We start from the raw sequence: 18,852 nt of genomic DNA, 5'->3' as shown, positions 1-18,852 counted from the left end.
AGTTTTCATGATTATTGGAATCATCTGTTCGGCCGTCGCGGGCGCCTTCATCAGCGTGCAAGCGGCCGTCAATGCAAAAATGAACGTCCATCTCGGTGCGTGGGCAACGACCGTACTCGTCTTCATCGTCGGCCTCGTCGGATCCCTCGTCCCGCTCCTTTTGTTCGGCGGCAATCTTAGCGGGCTTCGTGATATCTCACCTGTCTATGCGCTCGGTGGTTTGCTCGGGGTTGGGGTCGTTTTTTGCGTCATGCGTAGCATCCAGCTACTCGGACCGACGTTGGCGGTCTCGGTCATCCTCGTGTCACAATTGATTTGGGCGCTTGGCGTCGACTTGTTCGGTGCGTTCGGTATGCCGCAACTTACGTTGTCACCCGGACAAGTCATCGGGTTGATGATTTTGCTGTTTGGCGTCGTCCTCTTCAAGCAGTCACAAGCCACAGCGCTCGCGCGTGAATCGATGAAGGAAGCCGCTTGAAGGAGTGGCTTTTTTCGTGCATAAAACGGGTACAGAGACGTATGATAGGTTCTATGAACCGAAATAACTATAGAGGTGATGAATACGGTGGGCTCTTCCATATGGATTGACTTGATGATTGTCTTGTTTTTAATCGTGTTGAACGGGATTTTCGCGATGACTGAAATTGCACTGATTTCATCGAAGCCTTCGAAGCTTGAGGTCGAGGCGAATCGAGGGAAGCGGAGCGCACAAATCGCTTTGAAGTACTCAAAAGACCCGACGGACCTGCTCTCGACCGTCCAAGTCGGCATCACGTTGATTGGAATCATCAACGGTGCCTACGGGGGCGCCCGATTCTCGACACCGGTCGGGGATGCGTTTGAACAGCTTGGCATGAGCGCACAATCGGCTTCAACGGTCGGTTATGTCCTCGTTGTCACGATGATCACGTATCTCTCCCTCATTATCGGCGAACTCGTACCGAAACGAATCGCGCTCGTTGCACCGGAACGGGTGACGATGGCGATTATCCCCGCACTCGATTTGTTCAGTAAAGTGATGCGACCGTTCATTTGGATTTTATCGAAATCGACGTTGTTCTTATTCAAACTGCTCGGATTGAAGGCGAAACGCTCAGACGGGGAGACGGAGCTTGAAATCAAGCAACTCTTATTCGAAGGTGCGCAGCAAGGACAGTTCGCGCACGAAGAAGTGCAGCAAGTCGAGCGCGTGTTTGCGTTTCATGACCAATTGATTTACGAGCTGATGCAGCCGCGGACGACGCTCGAATGGATTGATTTAGAAGACTCGATGGCAGATATCAAAGCCGCTGTATACGAGAGCAAACATAACAAACTTCCTGTCGGACGCGGCACACTCGATGAGTTCGTCGGCTATGTCGATCTCCGTGACGTGTTAATGTTGCCAGAACTCGCGGCCCCGACAGATCTTTTGAAACGAATCAAACAGCCGCTCGTCGTCCCGAAACAACGGGAAGCGAGCCAAGTCCTTCAGATGATGCAACAGACCGGTTCACCGATCGCCTTCGTTTTAGACGAATACGGTGGCTTTCTTGGACTGGTCACGTTGTTCGATATTCTCGAAGAAATAGTCGGGGAAGTGATGATTGAAGAAGAGACGCCTGACGTCGTTCGTCGTGAAGACGGCACGTATTTAGCCGACGGCCTCCTCAGCATTGAGGACTTAAAGCGGACGCTCGGCATTCGGGATGAGCGATTTGACGAAGGACGAAGCGCGTATCACACGCTCGCCGGGCTCGTCATCTACACGCTCGGTGATTTCCCAACCCGTGGAGACGTCGTCGAGGCGTACGGTCTTCGATTTGAAGTCGTCGACATGGATGGGAAACGGGTTGACCAAGTCCTGATTTCCATTCTTCCAGAAGAGAAAGAGGAGTAACGCGATGTCGCGTTACTCCTCTTTTGTCGTTTCCCACGTTTCGAACGCGGCGTTCATCAAAATACGTGCCATATGCAACATCGCCCGTTCATCGATGTCAAAGCGAGGATGATGATGCGGAAAAATCGCATCACGCTCCGGATTGCCGGCACCAGCAAAAAAGAAACTGCCCGGTACGTGTTGCAAGTAATAAGCAAAATCTTCCCCGACCATGAGCGGAGACATCTCAACGACACCGGCATCGCCGACCACATGCGCGGCCGAACGACGTACGTGCTCTGTCTCCCTCGGATGATTGATCACAGCAGGATAACCTTGGATGTAGTTCAACTCGTACTCAGCCCCTGCACCGGCACATGTCGTCGCGATGATGCGCTCTATGTCTCCGATGATTCGGGTTTGGGTATCCGGACTAAAGGTGCGGACCGTTCCAGAAAGACGGGCTTCATCTGCAATGACGTTGAACGCCTGTCCCGACTCGAACGTACCGATGGTCAAGACGGCCGGTTCGAGCGGGTCGACGCGACGGCTCACAATTTGTTGAAGCTGGCTCGCGACGTTGACGCCGACCATGAGCGAATCAATCGTATGGTGCGGGATGGCCCCGTGACCGCCCTTGCCTTTAATCGTCAGCTCGAAACGGTCGGCTGCCGCCATGATGGGACCGGTCTTGACCCCAATCGTCCCGAACGGAAGCGGTGTCCAAATATGCACGCCGTATATATAGTCGACACCGTCGAGACAATGGTCTTCAATCATCGGTTTGGCGCCACCGGGAGCGAGCTCTTCGGCGAACTGGTGAATCAAGACGACGTCTCCAGGCAACTCAGCCTCAGCAAGTACTTTGGCGAGCACGAGAAGTGATGCCGTATGAGCATCATGGCCACACGCGTGCATCGCGCCGTTCACTTTTGAGCGGTACGGGACGTCCTTCAAATCTTGAATCGGCAACGCGTCAAAGTCAGCCCGAAACGCAATCGTCGGTCCGTTCCCCCCTTTGATTCGCCCGACGACACCATTGCCGCCGACCCCTTCGCGGACGTCAAGGCCGAGGTCACGTAAATAACGTGCGATAAAGCGAGGTGTCTCTTGCTCTTCGAATGAGAGTTCAGGATGTTGGTGGAAATGACGGCGTAGCGTCACCATCTCTTCATATAAATCAGTCAGTCGGGCATCAAGCGTTGTGACAAACATCGAGAACACTCCAATCCTAGATATGATAGTCAATCCAATGTGTAGCGGGTATGAACGGTCAACTCGTTCTGTACGTGCTCGTCCGTCCCAAACAGCGTATGACGCGTTTTCGCCTAACCTGTGTCTTTTCCTTATTTTTGTAAAAGATAAGCTTATCGTATACGAGGAACGGGAATTAGAACAGCAGTAAATTCAAGAAACGGGGTGCAGGAATATGTTATGGATTGGATTAGGTGTCGTCATCTTGTTGGCTGTCATTTATTTCTCGGCCTACAACGGTCTTGTGAAGTATCGAAATTGGGTCGATGAGGCGTGGGCTCAAATCGATGTGCAGCTGAAACGTCGCTACGACTTGATTCCGAACTTGGTCGAGACGGTGAAAGGGTACGCGAAACATGAACAGGAGACGCTCGCAAAAGTCGTCGAACTCCGCAATCAAATGGGAGCCAGATCGACGCGACAAGAACAAATGGAAATTAACGATCAGTTGAGCGGCGCATTGAAAAATCTGTTTGCGCTTCGCGAAGCGTATCCGGACTTGAAAGCGAACGAGAACTTCAAGGTGCTGCAAGAAGAATTGACGCAAACGGAAAATAAAATCGCCTATTCACGCCAGCTTTATAACAACACGGTCATGAAATATAACACGAAAATCGAATCGGTGCCGACAAACGTCATCGCCTCGCTCCATCATTTTGAGAAGCGTGACATGCTCGAGGCACGAGAGGAAGAACGCGAGAACGTTCGCGTCTCGTTCTAATGCGAGGTGCCAGCGATGCTCCTCTATGAACAAATTCGTAAAAACAAAGTGAAGACGGTGTTCATCGTCACCGGGTTCGTCTTATTCGTTTTGCTCGTTGGGGCAGCGATTTCGTACATCAACTACGGGGATGCTTTGCCAGGACTTATTTTCACACCGGTCTTTTCATTGTTTTATGTCGGCATCGTCATCATGTCGAGCACGGGCATCGTCATGCGGATGAACCATGCGAAAGAGATCACTTCGGTCGAACAGCATCGCTTCTTATGGCATACGGTCGAGAACATGGCGATGGTTGCCCGCGTACCGATGCCGCGCGTGTTCATTATTAACGACCCGTCACCGAACGCGTTCGCGACCGGACTCAAGCCAGAGAAAGCGGCCGTCGCGGTCACGACCGGACTCCTTGACCGTCTGACGCGGGAAGAAGTCGAAGGGGTCATCGCCCATGAGGTGGCACACATTAAGAATTACGATGTCCGTCTCTCGACGGTCACGCTCGCGCTCGTCTCGGTCATCGCCATCATGAGTGACATCGGCTCGCGGATGTTGTTCTTTCGGAGTGTGGGCGGCCGGCGGGACAACAATCAAAACCCGATTCTTCTAATCGTCGGGCTCGTGTTGCTTATTCTCGCACCGATTCTTGCGACGCTCATCAACTTGGCGATCTCCCGAAACCGCGAATTTTTAGCGGATGCGAGCGGGGCCGAGTTGACGCGTAATCCGGAAGCGCTCGCTTCGGCGCTCGAGAAGATTGCGAACGTGGAGACGCCGGTTAAAGAAGCGTCGAGCGCATCAGCACCGCTCTATTTCTCCGACCCGATGAAGAAAAAGATTAGCGGCCTGCTGTCCACACACCCGAATCCGGTTGAACGCATCAACCGGTTGCGTCAGATGTAACGTTAATGGTTTTACGTGATGCATCATCCATAGGAAAAGCCACCTCGCATGAGGTGGCTTTCGTCGTTTATCCGGCACGGTGGCCGCGGAGTTTTTCAATCTCTTCGAGAACGAACTGCACGTTCGTACCGACGATGACTTGAATGTGGTTCGGGCTGACAACCTTGATACCAGGGATGCCTGCTTTCTTGATTTGTGTCTGGTCGACCGTATCCATGTCTTTTACATCAACACGGAGACGTGTGACGCAAGACTCGATGCCTGTGACGTTTTGATCGCCACCGAGTCCGTCGTAAATCATTGCAGCCATGGCTGAGTATTGACCACCCGCTGCGACTGGCGCTGTTTTCGTTTCGCCTTCAGGCGCTGTCTCCGTTGCGACGGCATCGACCGCCTCATCCGATTCACGACCTGGTGTTGCCAAGTTGAGCTTGACAATCATGAAGCGGAAAATAGCGTAGTAAATGGCACCGAAGACGAGACCTTGGACGAGCAACATATACGGTTGGTTCGCGAGCGGCAACCGTGAGCTGAGCACAAAGTCGACGAGACCAGCACTAAATCCAAATCCAGCTGTCCATTGGAACGTCGCCGCAACGAAGAGCGAAATTCCGGTTAAGACGGCGTGCACGAGGTAAAGGACTGGTGCGAGGAACATGAACGAGAACTCAAGTGGCTCGGTAACACCTGTGAAGAACGAAGCGAACGCTGCGGCAAGAAGGAGCGATGCCGCTTGTTTCTTCCGCTTTGTTTTCGCTGTATGATACATGGCGAGTGCTGCTGCCGGGAGACCAAACATCATGATTGGGAAGAATCCGGCTTGGTAGCGCCCTGTAATCCCTTTCTCGCCTTCGCCTGACCAGAAGTTTCCGATGTCATTAATTCCTGCGACATCAAACCAGAACACAGAGTTCAAGGCGTGATGAAGACCCGTCGGAATTAAAAGACGGTTAAAGAATCCGTAAAGACCGGCACCAAACGCACCGAGGCGTGAAATCGATTCACCAAAGCCGACAAGTCCAGAATAGACGACCGGCCAAATGAAGTAGAGGGCAACGGAAACGAGAATCATCGAGAACGCCGTCATGATTGGAACGAGACGTTTTCCACTAAAGAACGCGAGGGCGTCTGGCAATTTCACGTGGCTGAAACGGTTATACATTTGTGCGGCGACAATCCCTGAGAGAATACCGACGAAGGCGTTGGCGATTTTACCGAACGCTGGGTTGACGGCTTCGACGTCGACTCCTTGGAATAGGGCGACCGTTCCCGCAGAAAGAAGCGTCGTGACCGTGAGGAAAGCGACGAGACCACTAAGGGCGGCCGAACCGTCACGGTTTTTCGCCATCCCGAGGGCGACCCCGACGGCGAAGAGAATTGGAATGTTATCGATGATGGCTGCACCGGCTTTAATTAAGAATGCGGCAGCAATGTTTTCAGAACCCCAGCCGACTGGGTCAATCCAGTAACCAATCCCCATGAGAATGGCCGCTGCCGGAAGTACTGCAACTGGCAACATGAGGGAACGTCCGAGACGTTGTAAAAAGTTCATCATTGTGAATGTCCTCCTTTTTGATGGTGTTGGTCTTGCAGGCGTTGAATGTGGAGCGTAATATAACCAAGCTCTGATTCGGGCAAGACGATGCCGTATAAGTCTTCCATTTCGGTTGCGACATCAGACGCACACGTATAAGCCGACGAAAATTTTGTTTGAATCATTTTTAACATGTCTTCGTCAATCGTGTGGTGATCGTAATGGTTGACCCGATCCATGACGAATCGTAAATGAGTTAATAAACGTTGGTATGATAAGTCATCTTCTTCGATAGAGAGGTCGAGTCGTCGTGAAATCGATTGAATCATATCTCGTACGATCGTCGTCTGTTTGACCGTCTTGCGTAAATCACCTCCTTTCACTTTAAGCGTATGAATGTGGAGCGCAATGAAGGCGGCCTCATCTTTCGGCATCTTCACCCCGAGTTTATCCTCGATGTGTTGAATCGCCCAGAGGCCGATTTCATACTCGTTACGATACAAAATTTTTATCTCGTTCAATAGTTTGTTCCGAAGTGAGATGCCTTCTTGTTCACGTTCGATGGCGAACGAAATGTGATCGGTCAACACAACGTGGATATGTTCATTAAACGTCGTCTCGAGCCGTTTTTCCGCATGACTGATAATCTCTTCAGAAATCGTAAAGTGTTCGACGGGGATGCGGCTCAATAGTTGTTGGAACTTGTCACCTTCCGACATGACGAACAGCTTTTCGATTTTATGCGGATTGACGATGTCGTTGCGTGCTTTCTTAAACGCAACACCGGGACCGATGGCAATCTTCTCTTCACCGTCGTCTGATACGATGACCGCATTATTGTTCAAGATCTTTTTGATTTTTAACATGGTTCCTCCTATCGAGGAGTCATTGTTCCGCTTGAGCGACGACCGTCTTGCCTGAAAGGGCAGGACCGCCTGCATGGAAGACATACGGTTCTTTCAGCTCGCCACCGTTCGTGACAATCATCGGTGTGACCGTGTCTTTCCCTGCTTGATGAATCTGTTCGAGGTTCGCGGTGAGCAATGGTTGACCAACCTCCACTGACTCGTCGACGTTCACGTGGACGGTGAACGGGCCACCCGCAAGTTCGACCGTATCAAGACCGACGTGAATCAAAATTTCAGCACCATCCTCGGTGCGAATCCCGATCGCATGCTTCGTCGGTGCGACTTGGACGATAGTCCCTTTTGCCGGCGCGACGACTGTCCCGTCAGTCGGCATAATCGCAATCCCATCGCCCATCATCTTCTCACTGAAAACCGGGTCGCTCACTTCCTCAAGTGGAATAATGTCTCCTTCCATGGGTGCATAAAGTGTCAGTGTATGTCTCTTCATCCACTTATTCAATAACATCTTCAGTTCATCCTTTCGCTTCCAAAATGATTGTGAAAAAACAAAACAGGCATGGAGTATAGACTGATGGCGTGAGCCTTTCGTCTTACCCCATGCCTGATCGTATCAGTCACATGTGATCATTATTCGTTTCGTCACCCTCAAGATAGCACGGGGTACAATAGATAGCAAGACCTAATTTGAAAGCGTTCTCTAGAAATTTTACTTCTCTTGAAATCTGTTGTATAGTTAGGGCGAAACTGAATGAGAAAGGTGTTGCATGTTAATGAGTGAGGTCGTATCTGCCTAACGAACTGAAAAATGTTGGATGACACGCGTTTTTGTCATGCCTTCATGTTCTGTTACAGATATCGCCCTTCATAAACTGCCAGACACCGGTCTGTCTTTTTGCGTTGGTCGTCATCGGCCGACGCTTTTTGTTTGCGCGGTATCTCTATCACATTTAAGGAGAGAGTCCCATGAACGAACAAACATTAGATAAATTGCAATTCAACGAACTTATTCAACAAATCGAACGCTACTGCATTAGTGGATTTGGACGGAGGCTGTTACGAAACCAGCGGCCGACGAGCCATCTTCAAACAGTGAAAAAACGGCTCCAAGAGACGACAGAAGCGCGCGCGATTCTCGACGCCACATCGCACGTTCCGTTCATCGGGGTGTCCGCGATGGAACCCCTCATCGGGAAAATCAGCCGCGGGATTCAGCTCGAGGCGAGCGAATTAGAAGAAGTCGCCGAATTTTTCCGCGGCGCACGGAAGCTGAAGCGATTTATGACGGAGCAGACGTTCTTCGCCCCGCTCTTGTCCGCGTACGCCGATGAGATGAGCGAATGGCGTCAAATTGAAGAAGACATCACGGCCGCGATTCGTGGGGGCCGTGTCGTCGACGACGCATCAAAAGAATTGAAGCGTGTCCGTAAGCAAATCGAGATTCTCGAAGGAAGAATCGAGGAGCGATTGAGTAAGTTCTTGAAGAGTGCGGCGAACCGGGAAGCGATTCAAGACGGTTTCGTGACGAAAAAACAGGACCGGTTCACGATTCCAATCAAGGCCTCATATAAGCACAAAATCGCAGGAACGATCGTCGACACGTCGAGCCGTGGCACGACCGTCTTCATCGAGCCCGAAGCGGTAGCGAAACTAAACGCAGAACTCGTCGTCAAACGAACCGAGGAAGCGGTCGAAATCTACCAAGTGCTCGCCACGCTCACCGGCATGGTGACAGAAGCGTTACCGTCCGTCGAGGCGACGCTCGACGTCATTGCCCAATACGATATGGTGTTCGCGAAAGGGAAGTATAGCCAAGCCATCGATGGCATTGCCCCGCGTGTGAACGCCATCGGAAAAATCCGTTTAAAGCAAGTCCGCCACCCGCTTCTTGAAGGCGCGGTCCCGCTCGACTTTTCGCTCGGTGAGACGTATCGCGGTCTGATCATCACCGGTCCGAACGCCGGCGGGAAGACGGTCGTCTTGAAGACGATCGGCCTGCTCAGTTTGATGACGATGAGCGGACTTCATGTCCCAGCGCATCCGGACACGGACGTCTCGACGTTTGACGACATCTTCGTCGACATCGGGGACAACCAGGATATGGGGTCGGCGCTCAGTACGTTCTCGGCCCACATGCATAACGTTTCGAGCATCATGCAGAAGGCGGGGAAACGGTCACTCCTTCTATTCGATGAAATCGGGAGCGGGACCGAGCCGAACGAAGGGGCTGCGCTCGCCATCGCGATTTTAGAAGAAGCGTACAAACGCGGCTGTCTCGTCGTCGCTTCCACGCATTACGGGGAAATCAAGGCGTATTCGGAGACCCATCCGGACTTCATGAACGCCGCCATGCAGTTCGATCCGGACACGCTCGAGCCGAAATATCGATTGTTGATTGGACAGTCCGGCGACAGCAACGCCTTGTTCATCGCGCGGAAAATGAAACTGCCCACGTCGATCTTGAAGCAAGCGGAACGCTACATGCATGATAAAACGTATGATCAGTCACTCGTCGATTCATCACGACTGACACAAGAAGTCGTCCGGCCGGTCATCGAACCGAATCAACGCCTTGAGAAAGGCGACCGGGTCCGCCTGCTCGAGACGAATCAAATCGGACTCGTGTATGAGATGGACGACGCGTTACGCCACGTCACCGTCCATGTCGACGGTGCGTTCAGTGACCATCCGCTTCGCCGTGTCCGGCTTGAGGCAAAAGCGAGCGATTTATATCCAGCCGGTTACGACCTCGAGACGTTATTCGTCGACTACCGTGAGCGAAAAGATGCCCATGACTTTGCCCGAGGTTCGAAAAAGGCGCTCCGTCGCGTCGAGAAAGAGATTCGGGCACGGCAACGGGCCGAACGAGGCGAATGAGTGTATTGGGCAAGCCTCTCGGGTAAGAAACAAAGACCGGGAGTGCCAGTTTGCTCTCGGATGACCTTGGGAGGTAGACGTTATGTTCCTGTTGAGTTTCATGTTTGCAGTCGGGTTTGCCCTCATCCATTATTTCTCGGGGAATTTGATTCATGTGCGGGAGACGCCGCGTAGCCGCTTCTTATCTCTGGCGGGCGGTGTCGCTGTCGCATATGTTTTCTTACACTTATTGCCTGAATTGAATGAATATCAAGAGCAGTTGGAGGGGCATCTAGAAAGTGGGATCTTTGCTTCGATTGAAAACCATATTCTCGTCATCAGCATGTTCGGCCTGGCCGTGTTTTACGGTCTTGAGCGTTTAGCGACCGAGATGAACAAACGGGAGAGCGGAAATGTATTTTGGCTTCATATGGCCCTGTTCGTCTTCTATAACTTCAGCATCGGGTACGTTCTAGCCGAGTCAGAATTCGATTCTGCTTGGACGATGACGCTTTATTTCCTCGCCTTAGGCATCCATTTCATCACGGTGGACCAAGGGCTGCGTCATCATCATAAAACGACGTATGATCATAAGGGTCGGCTCTTATTATCTGTCTCTGTCCTTGCAGGGTGGGGAATCGGAGCGTTCTCGGGACTCGACGAATTGACGTTGTCCATCATCGTCGCGTTTTTGGCCGGGGGGATTATTTTGAACGTCATGAAAGAAGAGTTGCCGCGCGAGCGTGATAGTAGTTTTCGTGCATTCGCACTTGGACTTGTCGGATATTCAGCACTTTTGTTGATTTTATAAGCAGAAGTATATGGAAAACGAAGGGCAAGGAGAGAACAAGAATGAAGCAAGATGAGATGATACTTTATTTGCGCGGGATGCGCTTAGAACGGGACCGAATCAAAGACGATGGCTACCCGTTCTCGCTTCCAATTTTTCAAGGGTTTGACGAGTTGACACTCACCCAACCGGTCACGTTTCTCGTCGGAGAGAACGGGAGCGGCAAGTCGACGTTGATTGAAGGAATGGCCATCGCGGCTGGGTTCAATCCGGAAGGTGGAGCGACTTCATTTCGGTTCGAGACCGACTCGACACACAGTTCGTTGTTCGAAGCGCTTCGCCCGATCCGAGGTGCGTATCGGCCGGAAGATGGCTTTTTCCTTCGCGCCGAGACGGCGTATCAACTATCGAGCTACGTCGATGAAATCGCACGGACGAGTCCGGACCCGGAACGGTTTTACGCATCGTACGGTGGACGTTCCTTACACGAGCAGTCGCATGGAGAAGCGTTCCTGTCGCTTATGTTGCATCGCTTCAGGGGGCGCGGGCTCTATATTTTAGATGAGCCCGAGGCCGCTTTGTCACCGATGCGGCAATTGACGATGCTCGCGCGGGTGCATGAACTCGTGCAGTCGGGGAGCCAATTCATCATCGCGACCCATTCACCAATCCTCATGTCCTATCCGGACGCCACCATTCTCCAAGTCGAGAGAGGACTTGAGCCGACATCGTTCGATGAGCTCGAGCACGTCCGGGTCATGCGTGACTTTTTGGCAGCGCCGGAGCGGATGCAACGCATCCTGTTCGAATAAAAACGGTCACCGTGTAAGCGTTTTATTTTTATGTTGACGTCAAGATATCAACGGAGTATGCTAAGGACGAGAAGAAGAAAATCCACTTTGGGATTGTTACTGGTCATGCAGGCAAAACCTAAATTGATGCCGTTCATCCAACTTTAGGGGACCGGTGTGAATTTAGGTTTTTTTCTTTTCAATCGACCCTGAGCGGAGGTGACAAGATTCCATGCACATTTCAAAAGTGTTCAACAACAACGTCGTGGCGATTCAAGCGAACGGTCAAGAACAAGTCGTCATGGGACGAGGCATTGCGTTCCAAAAACGACCGGGTGATGCGATTGACCAAGCGCGAATCGAAAAAATCTTTACGCTCGAGAGTAAAGAGAGCCATGAACGATTCGTCCATTTTTTAAATGAGATGCCGGATGAGGAGATGGAGACAGTCAAGCACATCGTCAAACTCGCCGAAACAAAGCTAGCGAAGACGGTGCACGACTCGCTTTACGTGACGCTTGCCGACCATATCCATTTTGCTCTCAGCCGTTATCGCGATGGAATCGTCATCCGAAACCCGCTCGTTTGGGAAGTGAAACGGTTTTATGGACCTGAATTTTCAATCGGGAAAGAGGCGGTCGCGCTCATCAATGAGCGACACGACGTCATCCTCGATGAAGACGAGGCAGTCGCCATCGCCCTTCATCTTGTCAATGCGACGATGTCCGGTGCGAAGGGAGAGAACTTACACCTCGTCACCGAGATGACGAAAGCGACCCAAGCGATTCTCACGATTATTACGTATCATTTTCAAATCGACTTGGATGAAGAGTCACACGCCTACTCTCGATTTTTGACCCATCTCAAATATTTCGTCCAACGGCTCGCCTCGAAAGAGCCAATGAAAACCGGAGGCGATGAGACGCTGTTTGAGATGGTGAAGTTGCGCTATCCGGACGCCTATGAATGCGTCGAGAAAATCGCAGGCTTGATTGCCTCGAAGTACAACTATGAGGTGTCGACCGATGAACGGCTCTACATGATGATCCACATCGAAAACTTAATGAAAGAACGACGATCCTAAGGATGGTTACTGATGATGCAGGCCAAACCTAAATGACGCTACGCGATGTAGACGTTCATTTAGGTTTTTCTTTTTACCTAAAATTGAAGGAGTGAGCAAGATGAGCCAATACAAGGCCCTCGCCGACGACATCATTCGTCACGTCGGAGGAAAAGACAACGTCAAAAGCGTGTTTCACTGTGCGACACGATTACGCTTCAAATTGAAAGATGAACGAAAAGCCGACCCCGAGACGCTCAAACAACACGATGGCGTCATCACGGTCGTCCAAAGCGGCGGCCAGTTCCAAGTCGTCATTGGCAACAACGTGCCGTACGTCTATCAGGATGTCGTCGCAGCTGGAGGTTTTCAAACGTCATCGAATGAGGAAGAAGAGAAGACAGGTGTCTTCAATCGTCTGATTGATATCATCGCCGGCATCTTTACTCCGATTCTCGGTCCGATGGCCGGAAGCGGGTTGTTGAAAGGGTTACTTGCGATTCTCGTCGCCCTCGGTCTCCTCACACAAGACATGGGGACGTATATCGTCTTGAACGCAGCGGCCGATGCCCTCTTCTACTTCCTCCCGGTCATCCTCGGACACTCGGCAGCGAAGAAATTCGGTGGGAACCCGTATATCGGGATGATTATCGGGGGAGCGCTCGTCTATCCGGCCATCGTCGCGATGCAAGGTGCGGGCGAGACGCTCACGTTTCTCAATTTACCGGTCGTGTTGATGAGTTATGCGTCTTCGGTCATTCCAATCATCTTGGCGACGTACGTCTCGTCAAAAGTGGAGACATTCTTCAATAAGCGGACGCATGAGGCAGTCCGAAACTTTACGACGCCGATGATGGCACTCCTCATCGTCGTGCCACTTACGTTCCTTGCAATTGGACCTGTCGCGACGTATGCAAGCCAAGGGCTTGCGAACAGTTACTCGTTCCTATACGGATTGAGCCCGATCGTCGCCATCGCGTTCATTGGTGCCTTTTGGCAAGTGCTCGTCATGTTCGGTCTCCACTGGGGACTCGTCCCCATCATCATCAACAACTTAGCCGTCGTCGGAATGGATACCATCGTCGTCGGGGTGCTCATGGCGACGTTCGGTCAAGTCGGCGCCACGCTCGCCATCACCGTGAAAGCGCGCGATCCGAAAACGAAAGGGCTCGGTACTTCCTCTTCCATCGCGGGTGTGTTCGGCATCACGGAGCCAGCGATTTACGGTTTGACCCTTCCACGGAAAAAGCCGTTCGTCTTCGGCATGATTGGCGGGGCGGCCGGTGGTGTCGTCGGTGGGATGCTCGGTACGGCGGCGTACGCGATGGGTGGACTCGGTGTCTTCAGCGTCCCGGTCATGATTCCAGCAACCGGTCTCGACATGACGTTTTACGGGGCACTCATTGGGATGGTCGTCGCGACGGTCGTCTCGTTCGGTTTGACATTCGTGTTGCATAAAGAAGTGGCACCGACAGAAACGCCGCGCGTTGAACCGGCACCGGTCTTGACCGATCACGTCGGCACACCTGTCTCTTCACCGGTAAAAGGAGAAGTGGTCGCACTCGACACGGTACGGGACGAAGTGTTCTCAAGCGGGGCGATGGGTAAAGGTATCGCCATTATGCCAAGTGAGGGCGTCGTCTACGCACCGTTTGATGGGGAAGTCGTCACGATTTTCCAGTCGAAACATGCGATTGGTCTCCGCTCAGACAGCGGAGTCGAGGTACTCGTTCACGTCGGGCTCGATACCGTTCAGCTCGAAGGGCAACATTTCGAGTCACACGTTGAGAACGGGCAACGTGTGAAAGAAGGGGACGTGCTCGTCACGTTCGATTTAGAGGCGATTGTAAAAGCCGGTTATGACACGATTACGCCGGTCATCGTCACCAACACAGGGAATTATTTAGACGTCTTGCCGACACATGTCGGGGTCGTCGAACCAAATCATGACGTCTTGCGCGTCTTAGCTTAAAAGGAGGAAATGGACATGAAACAAGTAGCGAAGAACTTTTTATGGGGCGGCGCCACAGCGGCCAATCAATTTGAAGGCGGGTATCAAGAAGGCGGAAAAGGGTTATCCATCGCGGACGTCATGCCAGGTGGAAAAGACCGGATGCGCATCATTCATGATCCATCATTCGATTTTGCCCTTCACGAAGACTATACGTATCCGAACCATGAAGGCATCGACTTCTATCACCACTATAAAGAAGATATCGCCTTGTTCAAGGAGATGGGATTCAAGACGTTCCGGATGTCCATCGCCTGGTCACGTATTTTCCCGAACGGGGATGAAATGGAGCCGAATGAGGAAGGTCTAAAGTTTTACGACCGCGTCATCGATGAGCTCGTCGCACAAGGAATCGAACCGCTCGTCACCCTCTCACACTATGAGATGCCACTCCACTTAGCGACAGCATACGGTGGTTGGCGTGACCGTCGCCTCGTGACGTTCTTCGAGCGTTACAGCCGCGTCTTGTTCGAGCGTTATAAAGGCAAGGTCAAATATTGGCTGACGTTCAATGAAATTAATGGTGCCCAGTTCATGCCGATGCTCAGCCTTGGGATGGCCATTCGTGAAGGCGACGACCAATTGCAACTGACGTATCAGGGACTTCATCATCAGCTCGTGGCGAGTGCTCTCGCGACGAAAGCGGTCCGTGAGATTGATCCAGTAGCGCATATCGGTTGTATGCTGATCGCGGCACCGGTTTATCCGTATAGCTCGAATCCGGAAGATATCTGGTATGCGCATGATGCCGAGCGCATGATGAATTTCTTCTGTGGCGACGTACACGTGCGCGGCGAATATCCGTCGTTTGCGAAACGTTTCTTCCGTGAGAACGGGATTGAACTCGTCGTTGAAGACGGAGACCTCGATATTTTGAAAGCAAACACGGTCGACTTCTTCTCGCTCAGCTACTACATGTCACGGACGGAGAAGGCGGAGAAGACGGAAGACGAAGCAGCGGGGAACATCATGAGCGGCGTTAAAAACCCGTATCTTCAAGCGAGCGACTGGGGTTGGGAAATCGATCCGATGGGACTTCGCGTCATCTTGAACAAACTGTATGAGCGCTATGAGCTCCCGCTCTTCATCGTCGAAAACGGTCTCGGTGCGTATGACAACGTCGAAGCGGACGGATCGGTCCATGACGATTATCGCATCGAGTACTTGCGTGACCATCTAAAAGCAATGGTCGAGGCAATGGAGGACGGCGTCGACGTCATCGGCTATACGAGCTGGGGTTGTATCGACCTCGTCAGTGCGTCAACGGGGGAATATAGCAAACGGTACGGATTTATCTACGTCGACAAGCATGACGACGGGTCAGGGACGCTCGAGCGTTCACGGAAAGATTCGTTCTTCTGGTATCAAGACGTCATCCAGACGAACGGGGCAAGCCTATTCGAAGATGAGAAGGTCAAATAAAAAAGGGCGGCCGCGGCCGCTCTTTTGTTATGACTTGGTTATTTTACGTAATACGATAATGGCAAGGCTGATTCCGAACGCAATCAACATATACGTCGCGATTTCCGTCCAGACGCCCATCAGGCTTCCTCCTCGACAAAGACGGCGAGTTCGCCTTGTGGCATGGCGACAAGTAAGTATTGATCTCCTCCGAGAGGGCGGGCATCACCGGCTTGCCAACTTTCATACTGTTCATGAAAACCGTTCACGAATAACGTGTGGCCGGACTCAAACGTCAATTCAAGATGGGGGTGTCCATCTCCAAGACGAACCTGATGTACCCGCTCACGTCGTAAATCGATGAGACGCTGCAATTGTAGCGCCTCGTCAAATACAGCGTCCGCGGTATGGACATGCCATGGTCCTTCAATGGACAGCCAAGCTTCATGGTCATTGCCGCGTTTAAAATAAAGCAGGTGGTGATTCGGTCCAGAGCCGAAGTCGATTCCAACGAACGACGTCGTGTTAAACAAATGTGTCAAAATAGTCAAAGGTTCACTATTTGTATTACGGGTCACGCTTCCACCTCGCTTATTTAAGGTTAGGTATCTCTATCATTTCACGTTGCTGTACTAAAGTATACGAAAACATTATGTAAAATGAAGACAAATGAAAGATTGGAAAATCTTTCAAAGAACTTAAAAGTTTGGTCAGTGATTGGACAAAGTATGTCCCACATATTACGAATCGTTTTATAATGAGAAGAGAGAACGATTGGTGAAATGAGGGGACAGAATGATATACGGCATATGGGTTGGTGGCATCGTGCTGATTACGATTGTGATCAATGTGCTCCGGTTAATGACAACCCCAATCTTGAATCGCTGGCTTCTCGTCGGGGCGAGCAGTCTCGTCGTGATTTGGCATGGGATTTTGTTTGATTTTTACGATGTTCATTGGTCGGTGCTCCTCCTTATCGTCACCGGACTTGTTTGCTTTCGGTGGAGAGGGATGCTTGTGGCCATCCTTGCCAGCTGGCTCCTCGTGTTCAGCCAGTCTGGGACGCTCTCATTTCCGCTTCTTTTCAGTTACATTTTCTTCGGTCTCGGTGCGGCACTCCTGTTCGGTTATGTCAAACAGTTGAAACAGGAGCGGTCGGACCGGTTGCGTATGTTGACGGCGAGCTCACGGCAGTTGAACGTGTTTCGGGAAGTCAGTTTCACGATGCAAGACACACTCGATTTAGATCGATTGTTGCAGACGATTTTAACATCGGTGACAGCGGGACATGGACTCGGTTTCAACCGTTCCATCATCTTCTTTGCCGATCCAGAGAAGGATAGTATTTATGGCGTAATGGGAACAGGACCGATGAACCCGGAGGAAGGGTTTCAAATTTGGGAGGAAATCACGCGCCAGCATTTCGATCTTCAAGGATTGATTGACGAAAAGGAAGCGAGTACGATTCATGATGCGCAGTTGAACGAGCGGATTCGTAAGATGCGGATGCCGTTTAACAGTAATCACGTGTTCCGGCAGACACTGGATACAGGTCGGCCTGCTCACGTTTATGCGAGCATCACGGATGACCCGGTGCTTCGTCTGTTACATACGGAGCTACAAATGGACGAGTGCACGATTTTTCCGCTCCATCATCAAGGCATCCCTTACGGACTTCTCGTAATCGATAACGTCGTCAACAAGAAGCCGATTACGCCGCAAAAGATTGACGGGGTCCGGCCGATTGCCGAACAAGCGTCGCTCGCTTTACATCAGACGACGCTCTATCAACGAATCGAGACACTCGCTTTACGTGACGGGTTAACGCGGCTAAAGAATCATCGCTCGTTTGAACAAGACTTGGACGTGCTATTCCGGGAATGTGAGGACGAGGAGTTATCGCTCATCGTCATGGATATCGATCATTTTAAGCATTACAATGACACGAACGGGCATTTGGCGGGCAATGAACTATTGACACGTCTCGCGAGTGTGATTCGCCACAGTGTGCCGGACGAACAGATGGCGTATCGATTTGGCGGCGAAGAATTCGTCGTCTTGTTGCCGAAGTTTGATGAGGTCGAGGCGATGCACGTGGCAGAATCGATTCGAACGGCGGTCTTAAACACGTCGTTCACACACGGGGAGACGCAGCCGAGCGGACAGTTGACGCTCAGTTTCGGGGTCGCCTCGAAGCATACACTCCGTCAACAGACGAGCGAGCAGCTGATTGAATGCGCGGACCAGGCACTCTATGCAGCGAAGTCGCGAGGAAAGAATCAAGTGTGCCGCTGGGAGGGAGTGCCGTTATGAATGAGTTTAGCGTCATGATCATGACCATCGTCTTCGTCGGAACGCTACTCTTTACAAGTCGACCTTGCTATCGATTGATGTTACGTCGAATCTCGAAAAGAGAAGCGACACGACTCAATGTTTCTCTACAAGATGTGTCGTTCTCCTTTGATCAGATGGTATATTTTATCGCTTTGCCAACGACGATTCCGACAGCGCGCGATGCCTCGATTGACGAACTGGTCATCGAACCATATTTTGAGTCGTACTTCTTTCCAGAAGTGAACGGTATCCACGTATCGGTTCAAGCCGGTCAAGACCATATTCCAATCGCATATTTACCGCTCAGCGATTTCAGTATACCGATTTTAGACCGATATTTAGAGACCGGTGTGATTGATGAGCGTACGAACCATGTTATTCGGGCGCATATGATTTTACATGAACGTACCGCACAAGCGATTCGAGAAGAAGTGTATCAACAGCTTCATGAAGACCGGATTGCACAATAAAAA

General features: G+C 51.4%; 17 protein-coding genes. 12 read left to right on the top strand and 5 right to left on the bottom strand.

What is annotated here, in order from left to right:
• Positions 1–7: 7 nt before the first annotated feature.
• Together KNP92_RS11745 and KNP92_RS11740 are read left to right on the top strand one after the other, a co-directional pair.
• Positions 8–478: a DMT family transporter gene (locus tag KNP92_RS11745; RefSeq protein WP_214840739.1), complete on the top strand. Its 471-nt coding sequence runs from the start codon at positions 8–10 to the stop codon at positions 476–478.
• Positions 479–556: 78 nt separating this feature from the next.
• On the top strand, positions 557–1,879 hold the full coding sequence (locus KNP92_RS11740) for a hemolysin family protein (RefSeq protein WP_214840737.1): 1,323 nt from the start codon (positions 557–559) through the stop codon (positions 1,877–1,879).
• A 12-nt stretch (positions 1,880–1,891) separates the two neighbouring features.
• Here the strand turns inward: KNP92_RS11740 and KNP92_RS11735 are convergent, their stop codons facing one another.
• Entirely contained in the window at positions 1,892–3,073 is a 1,182-nt protein-coding gene (locus KNP92_RS11735) for an amidohydrolase (protein ID WP_214840735.1), read from the bottom strand.
• 214 nt (positions 3,074–3,287) lie between these two features.
• Here KNP92_RS11735 and KNP92_RS11730 point away from each other — a divergent pair, with 214 nt between their 5' ends.
• On the top strand, positions 3,288–3,833 hold the full coding sequence (locus KNP92_RS11730; protein WP_214840732.1) for a LemA family protein: 546 nt from the start codon (positions 3,288–3,290) through the stop codon (positions 3,831–3,833).
• 15 nt (positions 3,834–3,848) lie between these two features.
• Positions 3,849–4,733 (top strand): zinc metalloprotease HtpX, encoded by an 885-nt coding sequence (htpX, locus tag KNP92_RS11725; protein WP_214840958.1) that lies wholly within the window; start codon positions 3,849–3,851, stop codon positions 4,731–4,733.
• A 67-nt stretch (positions 4,734–4,800) separates the two neighbouring features.
• Here htpX and nagE read toward each other — a convergent pair whose 3' ends face one another.
• From nagE to KNP92_RS11710, 3 genes are read right to left on the bottom strand one after another with little or no spacing between them, the layout of a single operon-like run.
• Complete coding sequence (gene nagE, locus KNP92_RS11720; RefSeq protein WP_214840730.1) at positions 4,801–6,288, bottom strand: N-acetylglucosamine-specific PTS transporter subunit IIBC; 1,488 nt, start codon at positions 6,286–6,288, stop codon at positions 4,801–4,803.
• Positions 6,285–7,133 carry a PRD domain-containing protein gene (locus KNP92_RS11715; protein WP_214840728.1) on the bottom strand — a complete coding sequence of 283 codons (849 nt, stop codon included), beginning with the start codon at positions 7,131–7,133 and terminating at the stop codon, positions 6,285–6,287. Before KNP92_RS11715 ends, nagE begins: the two co-directional genes overlap by 4 nt.
• A gap of 19 nt (positions 7,134–7,152) precedes the next feature.
• A complete protein-coding gene (locus KNP92_RS11710; protein WP_251136560.1) occupies positions 7,153–7,623 on the bottom strand; it encodes a PTS sugar transporter subunit IIA in 471 nt (156 codons plus the stop codon).
• 476 nt (positions 7,624–8,099) lie between these two features.
• Here KNP92_RS11710 and KNP92_RS11705 point away from each other — a divergent pair, with 476 nt between their 5' ends.
• The 6 genes from KNP92_RS11705 to KNP92_RS11680 all read left to right on the top strand — a co-directional run bounded on the left by KNP92_RS11705 (position 8,100) and on the right by KNP92_RS11680 (position 16,066).
• Positions 8,100–10,010: an endonuclease MutS2 gene (locus tag KNP92_RS11705; protein WP_214840726.1), complete on the top strand. Its 1,911-nt coding sequence runs from the start codon at positions 8,100–8,102 to the stop codon at positions 10,008–10,010.
• Between the two features lie 82 nt (positions 10,011–10,092).
• On the top strand, positions 10,093–10,800 hold the full coding sequence (locus tag KNP92_RS11700) for a hypothetical protein (RefSeq protein WP_214840724.1): 708 nt from the start codon (positions 10,093–10,095) through the stop codon (positions 10,798–10,800).
• A gap of 41 nt (positions 10,801–10,841) precedes the next feature.
• A complete protein-coding gene (locus tag KNP92_RS11695; RefSeq protein WP_251136559.1) occupies positions 10,842–11,591 on the top strand; it encodes an AAA family ATPase in 750 nt (249 codons plus the stop codon).
• 211 nt (positions 11,592–11,802) lie between these two features.
• A complete protein-coding gene (gene licT, locus KNP92_RS11690; RefSeq protein WP_214840722.1) occupies positions 11,803–12,654 on the top strand; it encodes a BglG family transcription antiterminator LicT in 852 nt (283 codons plus the stop codon).
• A gap of 100 nt (positions 12,655–12,754) precedes the next feature.
• Complete coding sequence (locus tag KNP92_RS11685) at positions 12,755–14,605, top strand: beta-glucoside-specific PTS transporter subunit IIABC (RefSeq protein WP_214840720.1); 1,851 nt, start codon at positions 12,755–12,757, stop codon at positions 14,603–14,605.
• Positions 14,606–14,614: 9 nt separating this feature from the next.
• Entirely contained in the window at positions 14,615–16,066 is a 1,452-nt protein-coding gene (locus tag KNP92_RS11680; RefSeq protein ID WP_376778128.1) for a glycoside hydrolase family 1 protein, read from the top strand.
• A gap of 119 nt (positions 16,067–16,185) precedes the next feature.
• On the opposite strand, the gene KNP92_RS11675 is transcribed toward KNP92_RS11680, so the two are convergent.
• The gene (locus tag KNP92_RS11675) at positions 16,186–16,578 is read right to left on the bottom strand and encodes a DUF6188 family protein (RefSeq protein ID WP_214840716.1); all 393 of its coding nucleotides are present in this window, start codon (positions 16,576–16,578) and stop codon (positions 16,186–16,188) included.
• A 262-nt stretch (positions 16,579–16,840) separates the two neighbouring features.
• Between KNP92_RS11675 and KNP92_RS11670 the strand changes: the two genes are divergently transcribed.
• Both KNP92_RS11670 and KNP92_RS11665 read left to right on the top strand, forming a co-directional pair.
• Positions 16,841–18,358, top strand: a complete 1,518-nt coding sequence (locus tag KNP92_RS11670; protein WP_214840714.1) for a sensor domain-containing diguanylate cyclase — start codon at positions 16,841–16,843, stop codon at positions 18,356–18,358.
• Complete coding sequence (locus KNP92_RS11665) at positions 18,355–18,849, top strand: hypothetical protein (protein ID WP_214840712.1); 495 nt, start codon at positions 18,355–18,357, stop codon at positions 18,847–18,849. Before KNP92_RS11670 ends, KNP92_RS11665 begins: the two co-directional genes overlap by 4 nt.
• Positions 18,850–18,852 lie beyond the last annotated feature (3 nt).

It is taken from the genome of Exiguobacterium sp. s122 (assembly GCF_018618475.1).
GTDB lineage: Bacteria > Bacillota > Bacilli > Exiguobacteriales > Exiguobacteriaceae > Exiguobacterium > Exiguobacterium himgiriensis.
Note: the sequence above shows the minus strand (reverse complement) of the source record. Positions and strands in the feature narration are given on the sequence as shown.

Bases quoted from the DNA above. Each gene is read 5' to 3' on its own strand.
- KNP92_RS11735 (WP_214840735.1), bottom strand. From the start codon at position 3,073: ATGTTTGTCACAACGCTTGATGCCCGACTGACTGATTTATATGAAGAG.
- KNP92_RS11670 (WP_214840714.1), top strand. From the start codon at position 16,841: ATGATATACGGCATATGGGTTGGTGGCATCGTGCTGATTACGATTGTG.
- KNP92_RS11685 (WP_214840720.1), top strand. From the start codon at position 12,755: ATGAGCCAATACAAGGCCCTCGCCGACGACATCATTCGTCACGTCGGA.
- KNP92_RS11740 (WP_214840737.1), top strand. From the start codon at position 557: ATGAATACGGTGGGCTCTTCCATATGGATTGACTTGATGATTGTCTTG.
- KNP92_RS11700 (WP_214840724.1), top strand. From the start codon at position 10,093: ATGTTCCTGTTGAGTTTCATGTTTGCAGTCGGGTTTGCCCTCATCCAT.
- htpX (WP_214840958.1), top strand. From the start codon at position 3,849: ATGCTCCTCTATGAACAAATTCGTAAAAACAAAGTGAAGACGGTGTTC.
- KNP92_RS11715 (WP_214840728.1), bottom strand. From the start codon at position 7,133: ATGTTAAAAATCAAAAAGATCTTGAACAATAATGCGGTCATCGTATCA.
- KNP92_RS11680 (WP_376778128.1), top strand. From the start codon at position 14,615: ATGGACATGAAACAAGTAGCGAAGAACTTTTTATGGGGCGGCGCCACA.
- KNP92_RS11705 (WP_214840726.1), top strand. From the start codon at position 8,100: ATGAACGAACAAACATTAGATAAATTGCAATTCAACGAACTTATTCAA.
- KNP92_RS11710 (WP_251136560.1), bottom strand. From the start codon at position 7,623: ATGAAGAGACATACACTGACACTTTATGCACCCATGGAAGGAGACATT.
- KNP92_RS11695 (WP_251136559.1), top strand. From the start codon at position 10,842: ATGAAGCAAGATGAGATGATACTTTATTTGCGCGGGATGCGCTTAGAA.
- KNP92_RS11745 (WP_214840739.1), top strand. From the start codon at position 8: ATGATTATTGGAATCATCTGTTCGGCCGTCGCGGGCGCCTTCATCAGC.
- KNP92_RS11665 (WP_214840712.1), top strand. From the start codon at position 18,355: ATGAATGAGTTTAGCGTCATGATCATGACCATCGTCTTCGTCGGAACG.
- nagE (WP_214840730.1), bottom strand. From the start codon at position 6,288: ATGATGAACTTTTTACAACGTCTCGGACGTTCCCTCATGTTGCCAGTT.
- licT (WP_214840722.1), top strand. From the start codon at position 11,803: ATGCACATTTCAAAAGTGTTCAACAACAACGTCGTGGCGATTCAAGCG.
- KNP92_RS11730 (WP_214840732.1), top strand. From the start codon at position 3,288: ATGTTATGGATTGGATTAGGTGTCGTCATCTTGTTGGCTGTCATTTAT.